Annotated in this window: 22 protein-coding genes; 15 read left to right on the forward strand and 7 right to left on the reverse strand. The window is 69.9% G+C overall.

All coding sequences use genetic code 11. The annotated features are described in order from the left end of the window. Positions 1-94: 94 nt before the first annotated feature. The 3 genes from ACIHCL_RS29315 to ACIHCL_RS29325 all read right to left on the reverse strand — a co-directional run bounded on the left by ACIHCL_RS29315 (position 95) and on the right by ACIHCL_RS29325 (position 2,681). Complete coding sequence (locus tag ACIHCL_RS29315) at positions 95-565, reverse strand: integrase core domain-containing protein (protein WP_399866538.1); 471 nt, start codon at positions 563-565, stop codon at positions 95-97. A 76-nt stretch (positions 566-641) separates the two neighbouring features. Next, positions 642-809 (reverse strand): hypothetical protein, encoded by a 168-nt coding sequence (locus ACIHCL_RS29320; RefSeq protein ID WP_399866539.1) that lies wholly within the window; start codon positions 807-809, stop codon positions 642-644. Between the two features lie 576 nt (positions 810-1,385). Next, positions 1,386-2,681 carry a Cys-Gln thioester bond-forming surface protein gene (locus ACIHCL_RS29325; protein WP_399866541.1) on the reverse strand — a complete coding sequence of 432 codons (1,296 nt, stop codon included), beginning with the start codon at positions 2,679-2,681 and terminating at the stop codon, positions 1,386-1,388. A 737-nt stretch (positions 2,682-3,418) separates the two neighbouring features. On the opposite strand from ACIHCL_RS29325, the gene ACIHCL_RS29330 reads away from it, so the two are divergent. The 9 genes from ACIHCL_RS29330 to ACIHCL_RS29370 all read left to right on the forward strand — a co-directional run bounded on the left by ACIHCL_RS29330 (position 3,419) and on the right by ACIHCL_RS29370 (position 13,097). Next, a complete protein-coding gene (locus ACIHCL_RS29330) occupies positions 3,419-3,838 on the forward strand; it encodes a site-specific integrase (protein ID WP_399866543.1) in 420 nt (139 codons plus the stop codon). An 8-nt stretch (positions 3,839-3,846) separates the two neighbouring features. Further along, on the forward strand, positions 3,847-4,572 hold the full coding sequence (locus ACIHCL_RS29335) for a hypothetical protein (protein ID WP_399866545.1): 726 nt from the start codon (positions 3,847-3,849) through the stop codon (positions 4,570-4,572). 29 nt (positions 4,573-4,601) lie between these two features. Continuing rightward, positions 4,602-6,074, forward strand: coding sequence for a site-specific integrase (locus tag ACIHCL_RS29340; protein ID WP_399866548.1), 1,473 nt, complete (start codon positions 4,602-4,604; stop codon positions 6,072-6,074). Next, the gene (locus ACIHCL_RS29345; protein ID WP_399866550.1) at positions 6,074-7,789 is read left to right on the forward strand and encodes a hypothetical protein; all 1,716 of its coding nucleotides are present in this window, start codon (positions 6,074-6,076) and stop codon (positions 7,787-7,789) included. The genes ACIHCL_RS29340 and ACIHCL_RS29345 overlap by 1 nt, the downstream gene beginning before the upstream one ends. Continuing rightward, positions 7,786-9,981: a site-specific integrase gene (locus tag ACIHCL_RS29350; protein ID WP_399866552.1), complete on the forward strand. Its 2,196-nt coding sequence runs from the start codon at positions 7,786-7,788 to the stop codon at positions 9,979-9,981. Before ACIHCL_RS29345 ends, ACIHCL_RS29350 begins: the two co-directional genes overlap by 4 nt. After that, on the forward strand, positions 9,978-10,439 hold the full coding sequence (locus ACIHCL_RS29355; RefSeq protein WP_399866553.1) for a hypothetical protein: 462 nt from the start codon (positions 9,978-9,980) through the stop codon (positions 10,437-10,439). The genes ACIHCL_RS29350 and ACIHCL_RS29355 overlap by 4 nt, the downstream gene beginning before the upstream one ends. A 126-nt stretch (positions 10,440-10,565) precedes the next feature. Further along, on the forward strand, positions 10,566-11,054 hold the full coding sequence (locus ACIHCL_RS29360; protein ID WP_399866555.1) for a hypothetical protein: 489 nt from the start codon (positions 10,566-10,568) through the stop codon (positions 11,052-11,054). 145 nt (positions 11,055-11,199) lie between these two features. Beyond that, the gene (locus tag ACIHCL_RS29365; protein WP_399866557.1) at positions 11,200-11,454 is read left to right on the forward strand and encodes a hypothetical protein; all 255 of its coding nucleotides are present in this window, start codon (positions 11,200-11,202) and stop codon (positions 11,452-11,454) included. Then, positions 11,451-13,097, forward strand: a complete 1,647-nt coding sequence (locus ACIHCL_RS29370) for a hypothetical protein (protein ID WP_399866558.1) — start codon at positions 11,451-11,453, stop codon at positions 13,095-13,097. The genes ACIHCL_RS29365 and ACIHCL_RS29370 overlap by 4 nt, the downstream gene beginning before the upstream one ends. Before the next feature lie 121 nt (positions 13,098-13,218). Here ACIHCL_RS29370 and ACIHCL_RS29375 read toward each other — a convergent pair whose 3' ends face one another. Both ACIHCL_RS29375 and ACIHCL_RS29380 read right to left on the reverse strand, forming a co-directional pair. After that, positions 13,219-14,460, reverse strand: a complete 1,242-nt coding sequence (locus tag ACIHCL_RS29375) for an MBL fold metallo-hydrolase (RefSeq protein WP_399866561.1) — start codon at positions 14,458-14,460, stop codon at positions 13,219-13,221. 126 nt (positions 14,461-14,586) lie between these two features. After that, positions 14,587-15,036 (reverse strand): PPOX class F420-dependent oxidoreductase, encoded by a 450-nt coding sequence (locus ACIHCL_RS29380; protein WP_399866564.1) that lies wholly within the window; start codon positions 15,034-15,036, stop codon positions 14,587-14,589. Between the two features lie 116 nt (positions 15,037-15,152). Here ACIHCL_RS29380 and ACIHCL_RS29385 point away from each other — a divergent pair, with 116 nt between their 5' ends. Further along, entirely contained in the window at positions 15,153-15,764 is a 612-nt protein-coding gene (locus ACIHCL_RS29385; protein ID WP_399866567.1) for a TetR/AcrR family transcriptional regulator, read from the forward strand. A 208-nt stretch (positions 15,765-15,972) separates the two neighbouring features. Here ACIHCL_RS29385 and ACIHCL_RS29390 read toward each other — a convergent pair whose 3' ends face one another. After that, positions 15,973-16,974 carry a DUF6745 domain-containing protein gene (locus ACIHCL_RS29390; RefSeq protein WP_399866569.1) on the reverse strand — a complete coding sequence of 334 codons (1,002 nt, stop codon included), beginning with the start codon at positions 16,972-16,974 and terminating at the stop codon, positions 15,973-15,975. A gap of 216 nt (positions 16,975-17,190) precedes the next feature. Then, the gene (locus ACIHCL_RS29395) at positions 17,191-17,517 is read right to left on the reverse strand and encodes a hypothetical protein (RefSeq protein ID WP_399866572.1); all 327 of its coding nucleotides are present in this window, start codon (positions 17,515-17,517) and stop codon (positions 17,191-17,193) included. 199 nt (positions 17,518-17,716) lie between these two features. On the opposite strand from ACIHCL_RS29395, the gene ACIHCL_RS29400 reads away from it, so the two are divergent. Genes ACIHCL_RS29400 through ACIHCL_RS29420 form a run of 5 tightly spaced genes read left to right on the forward strand, consistent with a single transcriptional unit; the run spans position 17,717 to position 23,012 of the window. Next, entirely contained in the window at positions 17,717-18,667 is a 951-nt protein-coding gene (locus ACIHCL_RS29400) for an STM4015 family protein (RefSeq protein WP_399866574.1), read from the forward strand. Positions 18,668-18,673: 6 nt separating this feature from the next. After that, on the forward strand, positions 18,674-19,645 hold the full coding sequence (locus ACIHCL_RS29405) for an STM4015 family protein (RefSeq protein WP_399866576.1): 972 nt from the start codon (positions 18,674-18,676) through the stop codon (positions 19,643-19,645). Continuing rightward, a complete protein-coding gene (locus ACIHCL_RS29410; protein ID WP_399866577.1) occupies positions 19,626-20,786 on the forward strand; it encodes an STM4014 family protein in 1,161 nt (386 codons plus the stop codon). Before ACIHCL_RS29405 ends, ACIHCL_RS29410 begins: the two co-directional genes overlap by 20 nt. 37 nt (positions 20,787-20,823) lie before the next feature. After that, positions 20,824-21,639, forward strand: a complete 816-nt coding sequence (locus ACIHCL_RS29415) for an STM4013/SEN3800 family hydrolase (protein WP_399866640.1) — start codon at positions 20,824-20,826, stop codon at positions 21,637-21,639. After that, positions 21,636-23,012 (forward strand): STM4012 family radical SAM protein, encoded by a 1,377-nt coding sequence (locus ACIHCL_RS29420; RefSeq protein WP_399866578.1) that lies wholly within the window; start codon positions 21,636-21,638, stop codon positions 23,010-23,012. The genes ACIHCL_RS29415 and ACIHCL_RS29420 overlap by 4 nt, the downstream gene beginning before the upstream one ends. Positions 23,013-23,018 lie beyond the last annotated feature (6 nt).

The raw sequence follows: 23,018 nt of genomic DNA on the forward strand, positions 1-23,018 counted from the left end.
CGCGAAGGGGTTTGGCATGTGCTTGACGATCTTTCTGACCTGGACGGCACTTGTCAAGTAAAATGAGATGTTTATTCGGCTATGGGCGATTTAGCTATAGTTGCGCTCGATTGATGGGATCGTTGATCCGGACCTGGAGGGCCATCTCGGGTGGTTTCGACCGTCGGGCACAGCGCTCCGAGTGACGTTCGCAAGCCTCGGCGAGGGTGACGGCCCGCTGGTCCCTCACTTCGTAGGCGGTACCGAAGTGGACCGAGGCGGGGGTGTGCAGGCCGATCCCGGAGTGCCGGTGCTCGTGGTTGTAGTAGCTGATGAACGCCTCCGTCCACTGCCTGGCGTGGGCCAGGGAGTCGAAGCGTTCGAGGTGGTCGGCGCCGCACGTCGTGGTGCGGAACCGCTTCCGCCGAACCGGTTGTCGTTGCTCACCCCTGGGGCGGGAACAGCTCCTGGTGACACCGAGGCCGGTCGGCAACTGGGAGACCTTCTTGCTGGTCACGGAGGTGTCGGGGCCCGCGTGGACGGTCTTGGGCACGATGCCGTTGCGCTCGATGGTCTCGCGGATCAACTCCTCGGCCAGTTCGGCGGTTTCGGCGCGTTCGACCGTGTGACCGACGATGCAGCGCTGAAGATGTGGTGATCACTTAGGCGTGGAACCAGATGCTCTTGGCCGGACCGGGCAGCCGGGTGATGTCCCGGGCGAACACCTGAGAGGGCCCGTGCACGACCAGTTCGAGGATCGTTCTGGGCGGGTGGGTTACCTGTCGGCGACGTTCGCCGTTCTGCCCAGCGGCGGACAGGATCCGGTACATCGTCCGCTGCGAACACCAGGAGATTCCCGCGTCCAGCTCACGTGCCCAGACCTGGGCGGATGGCAGGTCGGCGTACTCCGGCCGGCTCAGCAGCGCCAGAACCTACGCCCGCCCGGCCGGTGTCCGGGCCCGAGCGGGCGTAGGTCTCGGGGACGACGGACGCTTCGGTTTCGGGCTGAGGCAGGGGTGGCGCGTGAGCGTCCGATCGGCCGGCAGGCCGCTGTGGTGCCCAACTGCCCCTGGACACAGCAGCTCACTGGCCCCCGCCGCACGCGAAGGCCCGCGCTTCGGGCTGCGCCACCAGATGCTCGCCGTCGATCAGGGGTCTCAAAGGCACGATCGGGAGCCCTCGTACCGATGGTGAGCCGGCCGAACTGATCAAAGCCGGCGTCGCTGGGGAATGGCGGGCTCGTCCACGGTCATCGCCGTTGGCGATGTCCCGGTGCGGCAGGGGTGTGCTGGGGTTCCCGTCTCCTCCCCGTACCGGCCGTCTCTTCCGGCCGACCGGTGAGTCCCGCACACATGACAGGCCCGCCGCTTTCGCGCAGTGCGAAGCGGCGGGCCTGCAGGGCTGGATCAGTGCCGGGCGGAACGCCGACGGCGGAAGGTGAACAGGGCGCCACCGCCGACCAGTACGAGCGCTGCGGCGATACCCGCGATCACACGAGTGCCGCTGCTGCCGGTCTCGGCCATCGGACCGCCGGGCGTGGGCGAGTCCGACACGCTCGGGTTTGCGGACGGAGTCGCCCCACCGGTGGTGGAACCCGTGTTGTCCCCGCCGGTGGTGCCGTTGTCCCCGCCGGTGGTGTTGTCACCGCCGGTGGTGTTGTCACCGCCGGTGGTGCCGTTGTCCCCACCAGTGCTGTTATCCCCGCCAGTAGCGCTGTCCCCGCCGGTGGTGCCGTTGTCCCCGCCGTCGGTGGTGCCGTCGTCCCCGCTGTCGTTCCACCGCGCGACGGCCTCGGCACTCGTCGTGGCCTTGCTCGGCGCCACGAGGATGATCGACTGAGCGTGGTCCGCCGCGGTGGGCGTGCCTCCGGACGTGGTGGGAACCGAGACGATGTGGCCGGTGACCGCCGAACCTGCGGCCTTCACCTTGATCGTTGCGGTCCCGGACTTGTTCGTGCCTCGGAGATCGAGGTACAGGGCCTGGCCGTCGACGACGGAGTCCGGGTCGAGAACGGCCCCATCCGCATCAGTCAGCGTCGCCGCGGGGTCGACGGAGACGCTCACCGTGGGCCGGTTGGTCTTCACGACGAACGGGCCGACGAGTGTTCCGGCATCCTGAGGGGTACTCGGCGCGGAGATCGAGATCGTGGTCGCGGCTTCCGACGGCGTCATCCCGGTGCTCGCGTTCGCACCGGCGAGGAGGTAGCGGTAGGCCTTTTCCGAATCGGCGGTCTCCCACTCCCAGGGCGCGTCGAAGTCGAGGTCGGTGTACCGCCAGATCGCGTACTGCGTCGCCTCGATCGCGTCATTGCGTGAGATCCCGGGCGCTCCTGCCACAGTTCCGAACTCTTCGAGGCTCAGGGCGGGATAGCTGTGCGCGAGCACCCAGAGGACCTTGCTCTGGACCGTCGGATCGGTGAAACGGTTGGCTCCGAGATAGCTCCCGAGATCGCCCACCGTGCCCTCGATCCGCGTCCGTGCAGGCACGTCGTGCTCGATGCAGTACGCCCAGAGGTCCGGCTCACCCGGCTCGCCGGGGTTCGCCGGTGTCCGTGCGTAGATGGGGAAGGCTCCAGTACCGCTGTGCCCCTCTCGGGCACCGATGTACACCGTGCCGCCCTCCCGTGGAGACTCAGCGGCGTCAGCGAACGCCGCAGCCGTTCCAGACGCGGAGAGCACGACGGACGCGAGAAGACCCGTCATCACCGCACGCGCAACCCGTATCGATCTTCCTAGTACCCTGCTCGCCATTCTCACACCCAGCCCTTTCGTTCCACGGAGAGCCACGTCGGCACCAGAACCTCAAAGGGCCCACGCCATCGACTCCTGCGGCGAACACCATATCGACTCCTTCGAAGTACTTAGAGCACTTAGGTGACACTAAGTCCGCTTTCATGATGCCTTGGCAGGTGACGGCCTGTTCGGTCGTATCAGGTTCGGCTCTGCTCGGCGCGAGTGCGGAGAGGACCCTCTGAGCAGTGGTCAGCTCCGCAAGACGGGCTTCGGTCCCGGCGAGAGCGGCGACAAGCCCCACGCCAGATACGCGACGCCTGGACCCCAGCCTCGGCCCGCAAGCCGCGCAGGCCACAGCCAGGGCGGCGGCACCCGGCCGAGGCCCAGTCCTCGCGACCGGTCGCCCGGCGGCGGACCGGTTGGGCAGGTTCAGCTGTTGCCTGTCCGGGACCAGAAAGGGAATCAGACGGCCGGAGGTCGGCGCCTGACCCGTCCCCCGGTCGTTCTGTCCGTTCCAGGCGCTGCGGGGCAACTTCCCGGCCGGCCTTCTCCGCGCGGGCGCGACGACGGCCCTGACGCCGGGCGGAAGTCGAGGGCCATCACACGTGCCCGACAGGGGCGGACTTCGCACGTGTCGGCCTGCCCAGCGCGGCGCGCGTACCACGAGCCGAGCCCGTCTGGAGAGCTGCCTGGGTACTGCTGGCTCGGTGGCAGTGCTCGACCGTGTAGGCGTTCGCGAAGGGCAGCCGTTCATTCTGGGAGGCGACGGATCGTATGACCTGCAACTGAACCGTTTTCTGCGCGAGTTACCGAGTTGGGGTGTGAGGGCAGAGAACAGCGTGCTGGGATACGCCCGGGACGTGTTGCTGTTCGTCCGGTTTCTGGAGACATCGCGGTATGGCACGTCGATCTGGGCGTGCGACGGTGACGACCTGCGAGCTTACAGACGGGTGCGTTTGAGGTGTGGCGGGCCGGGTGCTGTGTCGGTGGGGACCTGGAACCGGTCGGTGGCGGCGCTGGACAAGTGGGTGGCGTGGTCACTGGACGCCGGATTGCTGAAGCGAGCGCCGTTCCGGTACGTCGACAAGACGGTGATGACACCTGCCGGACCCGCCGGGTCCACGTGAATGCCGAAATGGAGACAGATCCGCAGGACGAGCCGCTGCGGTTCGTGTCCTTCGAGGACTACCTACTGTGGCGGAACGTGGGACTGCGCGGGGAACTGCCGGAAGGCGGCGCTGATCCACCGTGGCGAGGCCGACACGGCGAGCGAAACGCCCTGTTCGCCGATGTTCTAGCGCACAGCGGGATGCGGCTGGGTGAGGCGTCCTGTCTGCTGGTGCCTGAGGTGCCCTCGCCGGGCGGGCCGGCGGAGTTCCGAGTAGCGGGGGCGGTGGCCAAGCGGCGCAAGGGCCGCCGGGTGTTCCTGCCGCCGTGCAAGGTGCGCCAGTTGCACCACTTCCTGGCCGTGGAGCGCGACGCGATCGTGGCCCGCTGCACTGCCGATGGCCGCTTCACGCCTGCGGCCACGGACCGGACGGTGCTCCGCACGGGCCCGTATGCGCTGGTGCTGGATGGCAGTGCCCGAAACTGGCCGTACGGGCGTATCGGCCCGGCGGAGCGGCGCCGCCCGGTGAGGCGCACCGGGGAGCTGCTGTGGTTGTGGCTGGCCGATGACGGCGGCCGCTTGAGCCAGCCGCGTGGCAGGCGGTATTCCGGCGGGCGAACGCGCGGTGTGCTTCGTTTGGGATCGAGATCGAGGTGCATCCGCACACCCTGCGGCACATTGTCTCCGCTTAGTTTTCGTGTCGCGATTGAGTACGACTGGGCTTGTGGCCTGGAAGTTTGTGCATTGCGTTGAGCGGTGTGGTGTTTCTACTGTCGGCGCTCATGATCCTGAGCTATTTCTCGTCCCGAGGCTGGGAGTCCTGGGACACCGAGCATCGGCCGTTGATCCCTGAGGGGATGCCCGTGCTCATCGACAACGATCTTCGCTTCGAGGACGGCCCAGCTGCGCCGCGTGAGACGGCGGTGGTGAACCGGTGGCTGCGTGAGCTTCCGGCCAGCGGGGCGCCGGCGCCGAGTTCATGGGAGAACTACGCGCGGGTGGTCAAGGAGTGGATGGAGTTCCTGGCCATACATGGAGTGGGGCTGTTCGACTCGCGGGTACGACTGAAGGCGGGGTTGAGCCGGTACGCCGAGCATCGGGCGGCGGGTCCGTTGAAGGCCCGGTTCGCGGCGACGACGTGGGGCCAGCACATGAGCATCCTGTCGCTGTTCTATCGGTGGGCGATCAACGAGGAGTATGCGACGGCCGAGCCGTTCACCTACCGGGCTGCGCGGGCTCTGTTCGCCGGGACCGGCCGGGAGGTGAAGGTGAATCTAGCGGTCCGTCGAACCCCGAAGCCGCACGTGACGATCAAGTACCTTGAGCCGGACTTCACTGAACTGTTCCGCAAGGGCCTGCGCGGGCTGGCGCCGGACGGCTCGCAGGACACCGGTTTCCACGGGCGGGAGATGACCCGCAACGCGGCGGTCGGGGATCACGCGCTGGCCACCGGGATGCGGCTGCAGGAGTTCACCTACCTGCTGCCCTGGGAGATTCCCGCCCTGCCGCCGGAGCCAACCGCGGTTCCGATCCCGTTCCCGGTGCCGGCCGGGATCACCAAGGGCAAGAAGTTCCGCACCACGTGGACCTCTTACGAGGCCCTCGCTGGGCTGCACGACTATCTCGACCTGGACCGGACCGCCACGACGGAGGGCTCGCTCTGGCGGCCTCCACGGCGGTGGGGTGAACCGCTGATGGTGAGCAAGCCGGACGCGAGGGGCGGGCTGATCAATGGGGTCCGCCGCCCCTGGGCATCCCTGACTCCGGCCGAGCGGCGCCGTCTGGTCGCCCCGGAGGGCGGTTCGTGCCTGCTGGCGGTGAAGAACGGGGGTGGCCCGTTCACGGCCTGGGCCACGGTCTTCGAGCGGACCTCGGGCCGGATACGGGCCCGATTCGAGCCCCGGTTCCCGCATGTCTGGCCCCACCGATGTCGCCACACTTTCTCGATGAGGACCTTGGAATACCTGGTCACCGGGCACTACCGGCAGGCCGCGAAACTCGTGCGGGAGACCGATGCCGACGCCGCCCTGGTCTTCTACCTGAGCAAGGCTGACCCGCTGCTGGTACTTCGTGACCTTCTCGGGCATTCCACTGTTCTGACCACGGAAAAGTACCTCCGCCGCCTGGACACGACCCGCATCTACCGGGAGGCATACGAGGGAGCCGGAGCCGCTGCCGGGCTGACCGACGATACGGTCGCCGAGCGGGAAGCCGCGGCCGAGTTCGCTGACGAGGCCAGGGGCGGTGATCTGTGATGCCGACCATGCTGATCGACGAACCCCTTGGTCTCACCTGCGTGTTCAGCGACGGCGGCCGCGCCGACTATCTCCTGGACGACCTGCCCAACCCTCGCCTGGCCCGGGACCTGGCTATCGGTCTCGTGGACTTGATCCATCCGCACGGCACTGCGGACTCGGAGGGCACCGTCAACTTCTACGTCCAGTCCCTGCGGAGCATGGTCTGCACCCTCGCGGCTCAGGGGTTCACCGGTGGCGCCGCTCAGCTGCGACGGGGACAGCTGGCCGAGTTCTGGATGCCTGGCCCGCCCAGGCTGGAGGCCATGACCCGCAGCCTGCTGGAGGGCTATGCCCAAAGCGGGGGCGCCTTGGCAGATGGAGTTCTGGAGCTTGCTGCCGGGCGGCACTTCAACATCCAGCCCTTCCGCCAGTCGTTGCCGCCCTATGCGAAGGAGGAATGGCAGCGGCTGACAGAGGTCTGCCGGACCTTGGTCGACGATTCGTATGCCGCCCACCGCCAGGCCCTCGCCGATGCTGCCGACGGTCGGCATCCTGGTGAAGGCGGCTGGCAGCCGGGCAATTTGCGCTGGCTGCTGGCCCGGGTCGGGCCCGTCAGCATCAGCGTGTTCGGCGGGCACCTGGACATCTCGGCGGCGGTGGTCCATAACCGCGGTGGTTTCCACGACGCGATCCGGGCGGTCTTCCCGCACCTGGACGTGCTGATCGCCTATCGGCTGCTGTTCGGTATCTATACCGGCATCGTCCCCGACGGCATCGCGGACTTGGTTCTCGAGGACATCGACTGGGCCGGTGACTCGACGGTCCTGCTCTCCTACATCAAACGCCGCACCGCGGCGGAGAGCCTGAACCTGCCCCGCCGGGCGGTCCGCCTGCTGGAACAGTGGCTCGCGCACTCCGCACTACTACGGACCTTCGTGACTGAGGAGGAACGCCGCAAACTCTGGGTGGGCGTGAGCCGGGCCGGAGGCGATCGCCGGGTCCGCAAGGTCGACCGGGTCGCCGTCCAGCGGTGGGCTGTTCGCCATGCGGTCGTCGGCAACGACAGACAGCCCCTCAAGATCCATCGTTCTCGGATTCGTACCACCCACGAGGCCATGCGGGACAAGAGCACGTGGACGGGCAGTGGGCGGGCCACGATCGACCCGAACCACACCCCGGACGTCGAGGGCGATCACTACCTCACCGCCACCACCCCGGCCCAGCGGCACGCGGTCGAGACGGTCATCGAGGACGCCCAGCATGACATGCTCCGCCGGGCTCACCCGCCCACCGTGATCACCGATGAGGAAGCGGCCGCGCTGGCGGACGGCTATCCGCACCTGGTCGCGGAGTTGAACCTGAACGATTCCGTGATCGCCGAGCTGGTGGGCGGGCAGCGCGATGTGTTCACCGCCGCCTGCGGGGACCAGCTGTCCGGGCTGCACGGCCCGAAGGGGAAGCCGTGCCCGGCCCGGCCCTGGGTCTGCCTGCTCTGCCCGCTGGCCGTGTTCGCTCCCCGGCACGCGGGCAACCTGCTGCGGCTCAAGGTGTTCTTCTCCCGGCAGTGGCAGCAGATGCCTGCAGCCCACTTCATGGCCGTATTCGGCCCCTATGCCACCCGCATCCAGCAGGTCCTGGACCGCTTCGACCCTGGCGTCATTGCCGCGGCGGCCGACCACGTCGAGGACCAGGCCGGCGAACTGCCGCTGCGGCCCGAGGAGATGACCGCGTGACCACCGCTCTTACCACTGCTGCCGCCTTCGACGGCCGATCCGTGGCCTTCGCCGGCGCCGACGTCTGCCGCGAAGCTGGATTCACCCTGCCTGAGGGAACAGAGCGGCCGGTGTTCGAAGATGACGTCTGGGACTTCACCGACGTCGTCGGCCTACCCGTCCAACTTGCCCTTTGCACGCGCCGCTTCGACTTCGCCGAGATCACGGACGAGCGGTGGCGGCTGGTCGGCAAGGAACTTGTCCTGACCATGCTCACCCCTCGGCACCCGGCGGTCGCTCCGCTGCCCCGGGCCCATCGCACCGCCCTGCACCTGCGCAGTTGCGCGGGCCATCTGGACGAGCTCATACGATTCTGCCGGTGGCTGTCCGAACAGGGGGTTCCGGGCTTCGCGCAGATCGACACCCGTATCTGCGACGCCTACATGGCCCACCGGCGCTACATCCTCGACGAGAACGGCGAAGTCGTCGGCGAGAACAGCCCGGGAACCCGCCGCAGGGCCGCGCAGGTCGTGGTCGATCTGGTCAACTACCGTGAACTGTTCACCGCTGACCGTGTCCCGGCCGATCTGCGGCCCTGGGGCGGGGCCACCGCCTCCGCCATCGCCGAGATGCCCTGCGGCCGGATCGAGAACAAGACCCAGCCTGTCGACACCGCCGTCATGCAGCCGATGCTCGCTGCCGCCCTGTTTCTCATGTCGTCCCTGGGCCCGCACGCCGTTGAACTCACCCGGCAGATCCGGGAAACCGACAAGCTCTCCACCCGCAAGGCACCGGGGCTCCGGGCCGTCCACGTGGCCCCGGTGGTCGAGTTCACCGAGCTGCTGAACGAGTACAGAGATACGTGCACACCCCTGCCGATGCTCGCCGACCACCACGTCGCCGACCGGCTCGCGAACGGCTGGTCTCCGGATGACCCCCTGTTGGCGGTGGCCACAGGAGTGCTGGCCCGTCAGGCCGGGATCACGCAGTTCGAGGCCCGATGGATGCGCCACCTACGCGGCCCGATGGAGAACGCGGTCGCATCGGTCGGGGTGAAGGAGGTCTTCGCCCGAGACGCCGCCGCGATCACCACGGCGGACACCACGTCCGTATTGCCCTGGACGGTGCCGCTGCACCGGCTCCAGGCCGTCGCTCTGGTCGGCATCGTCCGCACCGCCGCGATGATCGTGCTGGCCGCGGCCTCCGGCATGCGCGCGAGCGAGTTGATGGAGCTTCGCATCGGCTGCCGACGCCTCGAAGAGCCCGTCCCCGGACTCACCCGCTACCGGCTCGCCAGCAAAGTCGTCAAAGGGCAGCCACTGGGCGGCACCGACGACGAATGGGTCGTCATCGAGCCCGTCTATCGCGCCGTCGAACTCGCCGAAGAGCTCCATGACGACCGGCAAGAAGGCGCTCTGCTCTTCGGACGGTTCGCCTTCTCCGTCCGCTACAAGTGGTTCCGCAACTGGGTCAACTCCCCTGCAGGCCGCCGCCTCGGACTCGCTCCGATCCCTGACGGCCAGGTCAATCTGAGGCGGCTGCGTCGCACGTTGGCCTTGGAAATGGCCTACCGTCCGGGCGGCGTGCTGGCCTCCAAGCTGCACCTCAAGCACATCACAGTGGCCACCACGGAAGGGTACGCGTCCCGCCCCGGCGGAGCTCAGGCCGAGTTGCTGGCCGAGGTCAACAAGCACGAGAGCGACCGGAACCTGGCCCTGGTCCTGGAGGAGTTCCGCAACTACCAGCAGGGCATCCTCCCGGCCGGTCCCGGAGCCCGCAGCCTCACCGAGTTCTTCGCCAGCATCGACGAGAAGCTCGACCCGGCAACAGCCCTGGCACCCAAGACACAGCGCAGTGACCGCGACGTCCTCAACCTGCTGACCAAACGCGCCAAGGTTCTCCACCTCGGGTCCGCGAACTACTGCTGGTTCACCGACCCCTCCCGGGCGCTCTGCCTCAAACTGGCCGGCACCCCGACGGCCAACCGCCCGCTGATCGGGATGTGTGACTCCGCCCGCTGCCCGCAGGCCACCCATCACCCCTGCCACCGGCCCGTCTGGGCTGAGCACGCCGACCGCACCGAGATCTTCCTCGGCCAACTCGGCACCACACGCAAGACCGAACGCGCCAGGCTCCAGGGCGACTACGACCGGGCTCTCCGCGTCATCGCCGAGATCGACATCGCCAACACCGTGGACGAGGACTCCGCATGAGAATCTCCGCAGCACAGCGGACCGAGAACGAGAACCGCATCCGGGCCGCCATGGACCGGCTCCTCCGAGGCGAGATCCCGCCCGGCGGAAAGTGCGACATCAAGACCCTCGCCAACGAGGCGGCTGTCGACCGCACCGCGTTCTACGGCACCCGCCCCTACGCTTCCCTCCGCACCGAGTTCGAACGGCGTCTACAGGCACTTCAAGAGACCGGCGAAATTCCCGACCCTCGCGAGGCCCAGATCACCCGGCTCAAGGCAGAGATCACCAAGCTCCGGGAACGGCTGGCCCAGTCAGAGCAAACGGTCGAAGAACTCACCGACTTCCGCAGCCAGGCCCTGGCCCGGCTCGCCGCCCAGCACGAGGAGATCGTCCGGCTCCGCGAAGCGACCGCCGGGGAATCCAAGGTCAGGCACCTTCCAACGCCGCGAACCACGGCGATCGGAAGCTGCAGTTGAGTCACCCACAGGAGTGTGAGCTGCACCGTCACTCGCTGAAACCCTGGTAAAGAAGAGGAGAGTTGGTGCGATCCGAGGCCCTCCGGCCGTCGGATCGCACCACGCAGAAGGAAGGACATGTCGTCGGTGAACACCATCCTCAACTGGGGCGCCCAGAACGTTCCCGCTCTTGTGGCCCTGCCTCTAGGCACCCTCGGGGGGATACTGCTCAGGAAGCGGAAGAACGAGCCAAACCGCCTGGTGGAGGCCGTCACCGACTGGCTCATCGCGTTCGTGCCGTCTCCCGCCAACGGCCGCAGGCACCGCACCCAGCAGGCCGCCGCCGAAGCAGCCGATCGCAGGGCGGCCCTCCAGCTTGCCATCATGAAAACCACCGAGGCCATCACCGCCTACACGATGGTCGAGCCCTACGGATGTCCTTACTGCCGCTCGACGGAAGGCCCCCTGGAAAACGACTTCATAGAAGCCCGTTCGGCATTGGACTCTTTGCGTGCCCGGCTACGTGAGCTGGGGCAGTACGAGGCGCATCCCACCATCACTGAGTTCCCTCACAAGCCGGACAAAGAAGATCTGCACCGGCTTCACGAGGCACTGGTCGGGCGACGCAAGGCGTGATCTGCCTCACCATGGCCTCGCCGAAATGCAACACGCCCAATGGCGGGCCTTGCAAACGTGGCCTCCATGGATGGCCTGCTCAATCGCTACACGTGCCTCACCGCACACGCCCTCTGCGGACACAAGGCATTCCTATGCCGTGTACATGCTGGGGCTGTTGCTGCGGCAGGTCCGGGCGCTGGGCCGCCCGCTGGACGGGCCGCTCTCGCGCGCCGAGCTGCGACGGCTGCTGATCGGTAATCCGATGCGGATCCTCCAGCTGCTCCTCGGCCACGCCCGCGAGGCCACCGTCTACGTCTGTCTCGACGTGCTGGACGAGGCGCAGGAGATTGTGCTGGCCGCGCTGGCCGAGTGGGACGCGCAGAGCATGGCGCTGGAGCGGGCCGGGGAGGCGTCGTGAGCCGGCGGGTGCGGTTTCCCGCGCCGGAGGATCTGCCGCCAGAGCCGGAGGCGTTCCCGGCGGTGGGTCCGGTGGTGTTCACCGCGAGGTTCTCCGGCGGGGTCGAGCGGTGCTACGACTTCTCCGCGTTGGCGTGCCCTCGGTTGGTCCGGCACTTGGCCCGAGCGCTGGCGGGCTTGGCCGGGGTGGAGAACCGCCACAAGTACGTGGGAACGACGGACGGCTACGCCCACACGCTGACCGAGTTCGTCACCCACCTGGCGCAGGCCACGGACATGCCGGGCGACATGGATCTGGAGGACCTGCTCCCGGAGTTTCTGGATTCCTTCGAGACGAGCTTGGCCGCCCGGTACGGGGAGTCCAGCATCACGCCGTATCTGCGAATGCAGCAGGTGGTGAAGCTGTTGCGGCTCGTCCAGGAGGAACACCCTGACAGGCTGGGCAGGGCGATGCAGGCCCGGCTGGGCTTCACCACGGTCCAGGTCGGCCAGGGCCGCGGCCGGCCGCTGGACGCCTATCCCGATGCGCTGTTCGAGGCGGTCCAGGCTGCGGCCCTGGCCGACGTGCGGGCAGCCCGCGACCGGATGCTGACCGGTGAGCGGCTGGCCACGGCTGGCCGAGATCCGGTCGGCGGGGGCTGGCACGGCTGGACCCGGGAGAACGCGGCGTGGCACATCGCCCACCGCGGACCACTGACAGGAGCACTGCGCGCCGAGCGCGGCGCCATGGACAAGATCACGGAGCTGGGCGGGATCGGCAGGCTCAACAGCCACTTTTTCCTCACGGCGCACGACGTGCTGGCGTTCGTGGTGCTGCTGATGTGCCAGACCGGCCTGGAGCCGGAAGCCGCGTGCCGCCTGTCGGCCAACTGCCTGATCAACCCGTCCCGCGGGTACGTGAGCATCGCCTACGTCAAGAACCGGGCCCACGGCCAGTCGCGCAAGACACTGCGGGTGACCGACGGCGGCGCCGTGCACCAGCCGGGCGGCCTGATCCGCCTCGCGATGCGGCTGACCGCTCACGGCCGTCGTCTGGCCGACACGGACCTGCTGTGGGCTCACACGCTGCACAGCGGGGAGGTGATCGCCACCTTCGGCCGTCACCAGGCCACCTCCCTCGGCCCGGTCAAGCAGGCATTCCTCGAACGCCACCAGCTCACCGCGCTCTTCGAGGCATCCCGCGAAGAGGCGTCGCTGAACCTGCGGCGGCTGCGCAAGACCGACAAGTCGCGCCGCTACCAGCAGACCGGAGGAGTGCTGGAGGACTTCTCCGATGGCCACAGCCCTCGGGTCGCGGCCAAGCACTACGCCGACATCGAAGCGCACCGTCCGCTGCATGAGGAAGCCGTCGAGAAGGGCCTGCGCGAGGCGTTGGACGCCGCGCTGGAAGCGTCCGTCGTTCTTGACGACCAAGGCCGCCGACTGGACACCTCTACGGCCGAACTTCCCCCCGAAGAGGTTGCGGTGGCCTTGTCCGGGGACAGCGACGTGTGGTTGGCGTCCTGCCGTGACTTCCACGCCTCGCCGTTCGCCCGCCGGCCGGGGTCCGGCTGCCCCGTGGTGGTGTGGGGCTGCCTGGAGTGCCCAAACGCGGTGTTCACCCCCCGGCACCTGCCTGCGATTCTCAGCTTCGCGAACCGCTGAGCGACAACTGAACGCTGTCCGCGGGGTGGCCCGTCCAAGGCTCGCAGCACACGGTCGCGCCCTTCGGGCGGGAGACGCTCCACCATCCGCGCGACCTCGGCAAGGTCGCCCCCGATCGAGGTCACCGCTCGCCCGCGAGGTCGAGATCGTCGCTGCGCGGCTCGACAACGACCCCAACAGGTCGCGGGCGACGCCACGGGCGCGCGATCGGATGCGACACACCCCGCCACCACGGCTCCACAGGCAGCTTCCCCGCAGCCTCGAACGGCTCGCCGGGGCGGGGAAACGCCACTGCCTGGCCGGCCTCGTCGGCCTCGTACTTCATCCACTCCCCCGGCTCCGCCCAGGCGTGGACAGCCAGGTTGAAAGTGCCCCAGTGGATCGGGAGCAGAACACCACCCGGCTGGCCTCCTTGCAGGTCAAGGTGGGCCTGCACCCCCTCGGCGGGCGACATGTGAACGTCTGGCCAGGCCCCCGGCAGGGGCGTGTAGTCCGTGTGGTTCTCGGGCCAGTACTCGGAATAGGCGCCGATCTGGATCATGGTCGCGTCGAACGGGCCGTGCTCGGCGCCGATGTCCTTGAAGCCCGGGAAGTAGCCGGTGTCGCCGCTGTGGTAGATCCGGTGCTCGGGCCCGGCCACGGCCCAGGACGCCCAGAGCGTGTGCTGCCGGTTGCGCAGACCGCGTCCACAGAAGTGCCGGGCCGGAGTGGCGGTGAGGGCGATTCCGGCGATCCTGGCGGTCTCGTTCCAGTCCAGCTCGCGCATCCGGTCCTCGGGCACCCCCCATCGTTCCAGGTGGGCGCCGACGCCGAGCGGTACCGCGAACACCGTGCCCGCCGCCGCGAGGGCCCTGATCGTCGGCAGGTCGAGGTGGTCGTAGTGGTCGTGTGAGATCACCACCGCGTCCACGGGGCCGAGAGCGGCGAGCGGAAGCGGTGCCGGATGCAGCCGTCGGGGGCCGACGAACGCGAAGGGCGAGCACCGCTCGCCCCACACCGGGTCGAACAGCACCCGTCTGCCGTCGATCTCGGCCAGCACACCGGAATGGCCCATCCAGGTGAGCCGCAGCCCGGTGGCCGGCGGTTCGGCCAGGTCGGCGTAAGTGGTGGCGTGGACGGGGATGGTGCCGGCCGGAGCCCTGCGCAGCCGTCCCTCCTTGCGGAAGTAGACCTTCGCGAACTCCAGCGCCGATCCCGACGGTCCGGTCCGCGCGCCCTCGGGGTTCTGGAAGACGCCGTCCGCGAAGTGGGGCGAACGGCGTATCCGCTCCATGCGTGCGCCCTCCGGCTCGGCGCCGAAGGCGGCGGGGCGCAGCGAACGCAGCCGGGCACGGAGCGGAGGAGAGGGGTCGGCGCCGGTCACATCATCTCCTGGGGGAGTCGGTGTCGTCATCAATTATGTGCGGGGCGCACACCCGCGCGAGCGCGGAACCACCTGACGGAGCGCGAGAGGAAGCGCCCAGCGGACCGCTCGACGCCGTCGGTGCCATCAGCCGCGTGGCTGCCCGTAGACGCGTTCGACGCACAGCCGCAGCACGACGCGCCGGTCCCGGACCATCGCGTCGCGGAACTCCTCCCAGTCGGGGTGCTCGCCCCGGACATCGCGGTAGAGCGTGATCAGTTCCTCCACCGTCTCGTCGTGCGGGTCGGTCGCCGCCGGGGTCAGCTCGGCCGTGCCGTCCACGACCGTCCAGGCCCAGCGGTCCGCGCTGGTGACGTGGTAGCTCGCCCGGGGATCGCGCCGGAGGTTCCTCGTCTTGACCCGGCCCTCGGTGACCGAGACGCGGACCACACCCTCCCCGGCGTCGTAGTGGTGGTTCACATTGGAGAGCTGTGGTCTGCCGTCCCGCCCGAGCGTCACGAGCACTCCGCCGTCCGCCTCGCCGAGCAGACCGAGCAGCGCTCCCCGCCGTGCTTCCTGTGCGTCGATTCCCGTCATGCAGGGTCCAACGCCCTTCGCCGCCGCGGGATTCCGCACCACCTTGCTCCCGTTCCGCTTCCGGCCCGGCGGCGCCCCGGTCCTCCCGGGGACGGCGCATTGGTTAGGCTGGCACCGTGGCAAGTGTGCGACTGGGCGTGGCCGAACGACGCGAGGAACTCCTGCGCGCCACCGTCGAGCAGATCGAGGTAAGGGGAGTCGCGGCGTTCCGGATCGCGGATGTCGCCGCCGTGCTCGGCGTGAGCAACGCGCTCGTGCTCTACCACTTCTCGACCAAGGAGAAGCTCATCGCGGCCGCCTTCGCACACGCCGCGGAAGCCGATCTCGTCCAGCTGCGCAAGCTGCTGAGCCGCCGCACCAGCGCGGTACGGCGGCTGCGCGCCGCCGTACGCTGGTACGCGCCGACGGGCCGGGCCAAGGTGTGGCGGCTGTGGATCGAGGCGTGGGCCGCCGCGGTGCGCGACCCGGTCCTGCGTAACGTGGCCGGCGATCTCGACCAGCAGTGGAAGGCGGAGCTGGCCGAGGTCATCGAAGAGGGCGCCGCCGCCGGTGAGTTCCACTGCGACGACCCGATGTCCGTGGCCTGGCGGCTCACCGCGCTGCTGGACGGCCTGACAGTACAGATGACGTCGTACGCGGCACCGCTGTCCCACGCCACGATGCTGGCTTGGACGGACGAGGCCCTCGCCCGCGAACTGGGCATCGACCACGCGGTGCTGACGGGCTGACACCTCACGGTCCGTCGACGGCATACGCATCCGCCCACGGAGTCTCGCGGCGCTTTCTGCCGAGCGCGGCCAGATGCCCGGCCGGAAGTCGCGACCGGCCGCCACGGTCCGCGCCCCCCGTCTGCCGACCGTACGGTTCGGTGCATTCGTGCTCCGGGTTGTCCGGGGACGGCGCCGGGCCGGCGGCGCCGTCGGCCCGGCACGGGCGTCAGGTCTGGCGCACCGGCGCGTAGGCGTCCCCCGAGAGCCCGAAGGTCCAGGCCACTCCGTCCTTGGCGCTCCTCGTGCCGGGCGGTACCCGGAGCCAGTACGTGCGGTGGGTCCCGTCCGGCTCCGGGGTGGAGTTGACCACCTCGACCATCACCACGTCCTCGTCGCCCTGCAGCGGGATCCGCCAGAGCACCCCCGTCTCGTCCCGGTGGACCGGCTCGGCTCCCGACTCGGAGAGGTAACGCTCGTAGCCGTAGAACTCCAGCATCACCCGGCGCAGTTCGGCGTTCTCCTCCTCGCGTATCCGCCGGGGCGTCAGCGCGTTCAGCTCCGTGAGGAACTCCGCGGGCACGGGCATGCCCCGCCAGGCGCAGAGCGAGAAACCGTCCCGGTAGGCGAGCGCCGGTCCGTCCCCGCGGTCGAGGCGGCCCGCCTCGTCCCGGTGGAGCGCCTCCGGGCGTTCGCTGATCACCACCACGCGTTCGTAGGGCCACCACCAGCCCGCGTGCCTGGCCACCTCGGCCAGGCCGTCCAGCCGGTCGCCCCGGCCGTCGAAAGCGGAGAGCCAGGCCGCGTCGTGCTGCCCCAGGACCGCGTCGAGCAGCAGCAGGCGAACCCCGGCCTCCTCCTCGGGGCTCCGCGCGAGATCGGCGACGATGCCGACCCTGATCCGCTCGGCGAGCGCCGCCGTCGTCTCCCAGAGCTGCGCCCCCGTGGCCGACCACAGGGCGGACCAGCCCGCCGGGCCCAGTTCGTCGTACATCCGGCGCCGCTCACGGGCCCAGGGCCGGGTCCGTACCTCGTCGCGCACCGAACAGCCCGCGTCGACGAGCTTCTCGACGGCCTCCACGGCGGCCCTGGGTGAGTCGACCCACACGATCCGTTCCGGCTCCGCGAGCCCCGCGCGGCGGTAGGCGAGCCGGAGCCCGTCCTCGGCCGCGGCCCGGTCCGCTGCTCCCGTCGCCGCCGCCACGGCCCGCCATGAGTCCACGTACTGCATCCGTCTTCCCCGTCCCCTGTCGGTGTGTTTCGTTGTCAGGTGTTCGATGTTCGGTATGCGACATGCGGAATTCGGAGATGTTCCGCGTGCCGCGCCGCGCACACCACGCCGGTGCGCGCGAGGTCCCGCGTGCGCTGCGGGCCGCGGTCATCCGGCACGGACCGGACCGCCGTTCACGACGCGCCTTCAGGTGCGCCCCGCCGAGCTGCGGCCGGATCAGTCCGCGACGATGCGGACCGCACCCGGTGCGTACTCCCGCTGACGCACCACGCGGTACCAGCCCTTCGGCAGCGGTATCGCCGCGTGTTCCTCGTGCACCACCCGGCCGCCCTCGGGAAGGTGCAGCAGCATCGGCCCGAAGGCACCTGCCTCACGCATCAGCCGTCCCGGGCCCTGGACCGCGTGGGCGTGGCCGGTGACCTCCCCCAGCGCGAGGACCATGCGTCCCCGGCCGTCCCTCGGCTCGCCCGGCGCCTCCACAAGATGCGCGGACACCGCCGACTCCTCCAACGGCACGATCAGTACATCGCCCTGTCGGTACACAGACCTCTCCCCTCGACGGCCGCAACCGCTGTGGCGGCGACGGGAAAGACGCTAAGGGCAGGGTCTGACAACCGGCCGCCGAGCGGCCTCGCGGGGCGCATCGGACACGTTCCGGACGGTCCCCGGTCACGGCGTTGTCAGTGGGACTTGATAAACCTTGCGGACATCAGTCGTTCCCCAGTACCAGGAGCTCAGGGCCATGTCCGGTGTGGACCACCTGCACGAGTTGCTCGGCCTGCCCGCCGTCGACTTCCAGCACGCGACGGGCGAGACGCCCGCGCAGGCCGCCGACGCGGCGGCCTGGCGCATCTCGGTCGACCCGTACGACGACGACAAGACCTGGGAGGAGGCGTTCGGGACCTTCCTCGACACCGTCGACCCCGCCGGGGTCCGCGCGCTGATCATCGGTCAGTGGGGCGAGTCGTACGAGGAGACCTCCTCCTACCCGATCGGTCTGGTGATCGCCGCCGCCGACCGGCTGACCTCGCTGGAGGCCGTCTTCGTCGGCGACATGACCATGGAGGAGAACGAGATCTCCTGGATCGAGCAGTCGGATGTCACGGCCCTGCTCGACGCGTTCCCCGGTCTGCTGGAGCTGGGGGTGCGCGGTGGTTCGGAGCTGGTCTTCTCCCCCTGCAAGCACGCGCGGCTGCGGGCGTTGACCGTCGAGACCGGAGGGATGCCGGCCGGCGCGCTGCGCGGGATCCTGGAGAGCGAGCTGCCCGCGCTGGAGCGGCTCGACCTGTGGCTCGGCGTCTCGGCGTACGGGGGCGACGCCGATGTGGCGGACCTGGCCGCGCTGCTCGCCGGCTCCCGGTTCCCGAAGCTGACGCATCTGGGTCTGCGCAACAGCGAGTTGCAGAACGAGATCGCGGTGGCCGTCGCGTCCGCTCCGGTCGTCGCGCAGCTCCGGGTCCTCGACCTGTCGAACGGCACGCTGGGCGACGAGGGCGCGGCGGCGCTGCTGGAGGGCCAGCCGCTCACCCATCTCGAATGCCTCGATCTGCACCACCACTTCATGACCGAGGCCGTGGAGCGCCGGGTCGTCCAGGAACTGGAGCCCCACGGTGTGCGGGTCGACGTGTCGGAACGCGAGAAGCCCTGGGACGACCGCGGTCCCGCGGGCCGTTACACCGCCGTCTCGGAGTGATGCGCCATGAGTGACATCGGACACCCCGAGACGTTCCACGGCCTTCCGGTCCTGACCTTGCCGGTTCCCGGCCCGGAGGACACCGGCCCCCTCCCGGCGGCGGACTCGGTCGCTTGGCGGCTGGAGAGTGCCTGGCAGGGCGATCTGACGTTCGCCGCGCTGTGGCACCACTTCCTGGACACGGTCGACACGACGAAGGTGCGGGCCCTGCTGATCGGCCCGTGGTGGCAGGAGGACTACGTGTCCTTCGCCCCGGTCGTCGAGCTGCTGGCCGGGGACGCGGACCGCTTCCCGGCCCTGAAAGCGCTCTATCTCGCCGATGTCGTCAGCGAGGAGTGCGAGCTGTCCTGGCTGGAGATGGCCGACATCACACCGGTCGTCGAGGCGTTCGGCGCGCTGGAGGAGCTCACGGTGCGTGGCTGCGGCGACGCGTTCGACGGCCGGACGAAGCTCGGCCTGCGCCCGGTGCGGCACCCCTCGCTCAAGAAGCTGCGGTTCGAATCGGGCGGGCTGCCGTCCGAGGTCGTGCGGGCGGTCGGCGCGTCCGAACTGCCCGCGCTGGAGCACCTGGAGCTCTGGCTCGGCGTGACCGAGTACGGCGGGGACACGGGCGTCGAGGACCTGGCGCCCGTGCTGTCCGGCGCTTCGTTCCCCGCCCTGCGCCACCTCGGACTGCAGAACAGCGAGATCCAGGACGAGATCGCGGCCGCGATCGCTTCCGCCCCGGTCGTCGCCCAGCTCGAATCGCTCTCCCTCGCGATGGGGACGCTGGGCGACGAGGGTGTCGAAGCACTGCTCTCGGGCCAGCCGCTCACCCACCTGACCTCGTTGGACGTGCACCACCACTACGCCGGTGAGGCGCTGATGGACCGTCTCAGGAACCTGCTCGGTCCCGACCGGGTCGACTGCGACGTCGACGAGGTCGCGTACTGGGATCCGGAAGAGGACGAGTTCCGCTATGTCGCCATCAGCGAATAGCCCGACTCCGGTGGCCCCTGCACCGCGTCTCGCCGTGGTGGGCGTGCCCGGGAACCGCCGGGTGGCCTTCTTCCAGGACGCCGTGCGCGCCGCCGGGCTGCCGCCGGCGCGGGTCGTTCCCTGGCTGGACGTGCTGGACGGCGAGGCCGTCTTCCGGCCGGGCGAGACCGTGCGCATGGACTCGCCCGGTGAGGACGCCGAGGTGGAGCGTCGGCTCCGGGCGGTCGACGATCCCACCAGGGTCGAGGGCACCGCTCTGTGGTACGCCCGGTTCACCGCCGCCGTACGGTCGGTGGCGCGGGCCGCCGCCGCGTCCGATGCCCGGCTGCTCGACGCCCCCGGCGACATCGCCGTGCTGTTCGACAAGCGGCTGTGCCATGCCGTGCTGGACGGCGCCGGCATCCCGGTGCCCGAGTCGCCGACCTCGGGGGCCGCGGCTCCCGAGGTACGGGACTGGGCGGACGTGCGCGAGCGGATGACGGCCCACGGCATGCCCAGGGCCTTCGTCAAGCTCGCCCATGGCTCGTCCGCCTCAGGGGTTCTGGCCGTGGAGACGGCCGGGCCCGGCCGGGTGCGGGCCACCACCTCGGTGGAACGCGACGCGGCCGGCCGGCTCCACAACTCGTTGCGCGTGCGTCGATGCACGACGGAGCGGGAGGTCGCGGCGATCATCGACGCCCTCGCACCGGACGGACTGCACGTGGAGCGCTGGCTCCCCAAGGCGACCCGGCACGGCAGGGCGGCGGATCTGCGGGTCGTGGTGGTGGCGGGACGCGCCACCCATGCCGTCGTGCGCACCAGCCGCTCCCCCATGACCAATCTGCACCTCGGCGGTGCGCGGGGGGACCTCGACGATTTCCGCGCGGCCGTCGCGGCCGCGGGTGGCAACTGGGCCGAGGCCCTGGCCGTGTGCGAACGGGCCGCGATGTGCTTCCCGGACACGCTGTGCGTCGGCGTCGATCTGCTGCCCTCGTCCGACCTGCGTCGCTTCGCCGTCTGCGAGGTCAACGCCTTCGGCGACCTGCTGCCGCGGCTGTCCGGACTCCCCGGCAGCGGCGCCGAGGGACTGGACACCTACGCGGCGCAGGTCGCCGCCGTACTGAACCGAGCAAGGAACCACCGTGCAATCCCCACCCAGTGACCCCGCGCGCACCGTCGCGGTCCACGAGAACCCGGACATGAGCGAGATCGTGGGCAGCCACGACCTGCTCTTCGTGACCCTCGACACGCTGCGCCACGACGTGGCGCGGGAGCTCGCGGCCACGGGACGCATCCCGCATCTGGCGCGGCATCTGCCGGGCGGCAGGTGGGAGGAGCGGCACGCACCCGGCAGTTTCACCTACGCCTCGCACCAGGCGATGTTCGCGGGATTCCTGCCGACACCGGTCGGCCCGGGACCGCATCCGCGGCTGTTCGCGGCGCGGTTCGCGGGCAGTGAGTCCACGGCCCCCGGCACCTTCGTCTTCGACACGCCGGATCTGCCGTCCGGCCTCGCCGCGGTGGGCTACCACACGGTCTGCATCGGCGGCGTCGGATTCTTCAACAAGCAGGGTGCGCTGGGGTCCGTGCTGCCCGGACTGTTCCGGGAGAGCCACTGGGAGCCCGAGTTCGGGGTCGCCTCGCCCACCTCCTTCGAGGCGCAGGTAGCCCGTGCCGAGCAGGTGATCGCCGGTCTGGACCCGGAGCAGCGGCTGTTCCTCTTCGTCAACGTGTCCGCGCTGCACCAGCCCAACTGGTTCCACACCCCGGGGGCCACACGCGAGGCGGGCGATTCCCGCGCCACCCACGCCGCCGCTCTGGAATACGTCGACGCCCACATCGGGCGGCTCTTCGCCGCCGCGAGCAGCCGCCGCCGCTGCTTCGCCATCGTCTGCTCCGACCACGGCACGGCGTACGGGGACGACGGCCACACCGGTCACCGGATCGGCCACGAGTGCGTGTGGACGGTCCCGTACGCGCACTTCTTCCTGGAACCGGGGGGCACAACGTCATGAGCCGCGCCACGACCACCGTGCGGGCCGTCCGCCCGTACCAGAGCTACGTCTACGCCTATCCGCACAAGACGGCCTACCGCCCTCTGCCGGACCGGCCGGCGCTGCGCGAGCTGTGGGCGTCCGAGCCCAAGGACGCGCTCTCGCTCTATCTCCACATACCCTTCTGCGAGGTCCGCTGCGGCTTCTGCAATCTGTTCACCCGGATCGGCGCCCCGGACGAGCTGACCACCCGCTACCTCGACGCGCTGGACCGGCAGGCCGCCGCGGTCCGGGACGCGCTGGGCGACGGGGATCCGGTGCGGTTCGCGGCGGCGGCGTTCGGCGGGGGCACGCCCACCTTCCTGACCGCCGCCGAGCTGGAGCGGCTCTGCGACATCGCGGAGAAGCGCATGGGCGCCGATCTGCGGTCCGTTCCGCTCTCCGTCGAGACGTCGCCGTCGACCGCGACCGCCGACCGGCTGGCCGTCCTCGCCGACCGGGGCGCGACGAGGATCAGCATCGGGGTGCAGAGCTTCGTCGAGGCCGAGGCGCGCGCCGCCGTGCGACCGCAACACCGGGCCGAGGTGGAGAGCGCGCTGGACCGGATACGCGCCGCCGGGGTCCCCATCCTCAACATCGACCTGATCTACGGCATCGACGGGCAGACCGAGGACAGCTGGCGCACCTCGCTCGACGCGGCCCTGCGGTGGCGGCCGGAAGAGCTGTACCTCTACCCGCTGTACGTGCGCCCGCTGACCGGACTCGGACGGCTCGGCACGGGAACGGAGGCGGGCGACGGGTCCGCGGCTGACGCCGCCTGGGACGAGCAGCGGCTGCGGCTGTACCGCGCGGGCCGGGACCATCTCCTCGCCCACGGCTACGAGCAGGTGTCGATGCGGATGTTCCGTCGCGCCGACGCCCCGCGCACGGACGGCCCCGACGACTACGCCTGCCAGACGGACGGCATGATCGGCCTGGGGTGCGGGGCCCGTTCATACACCTCGCGGCTGCACTACTCCTTCGACTACGCGGTGGAGATGCGCGAGGTGCGGGCCATCATCGACGGCTACACCTCGACCGAGGACTTCTCGCGCGCCGAGGTGGGACGGTACGTCGACGGCGACGAGGCCCGCCGGCGCCATCTGCTGCAGTCGGTGCTCCAGGCCCAGGGCATGGCGTCGGCCGACTACCATGAGCGGTTCGGCAGCCTGCCCGCCGACGACTTCCCCGCCGAGCTGGCCCGCTTCGAGGAGCGCGGCTGGCTCGACACGGCCGCCGGTGCGTCCGGTCTGCTGCGGCTCTCGCCCGAGGGTCTGGCCCATTCGGACGCGCTGGGCCCCGAGCTGTTCTCCCCCACCGTGCGGGCCGCGATGGCCGCGTACGAACTGAGGTGAGCGCGC

This window comes from Streptomyces sp. NPDC052042 (assembly GCF_044548345.1).
Lineage (GTDB): Bacteria > Actinomycetota > Actinomycetes > Streptomycetales > Streptomycetaceae > Streptomyces.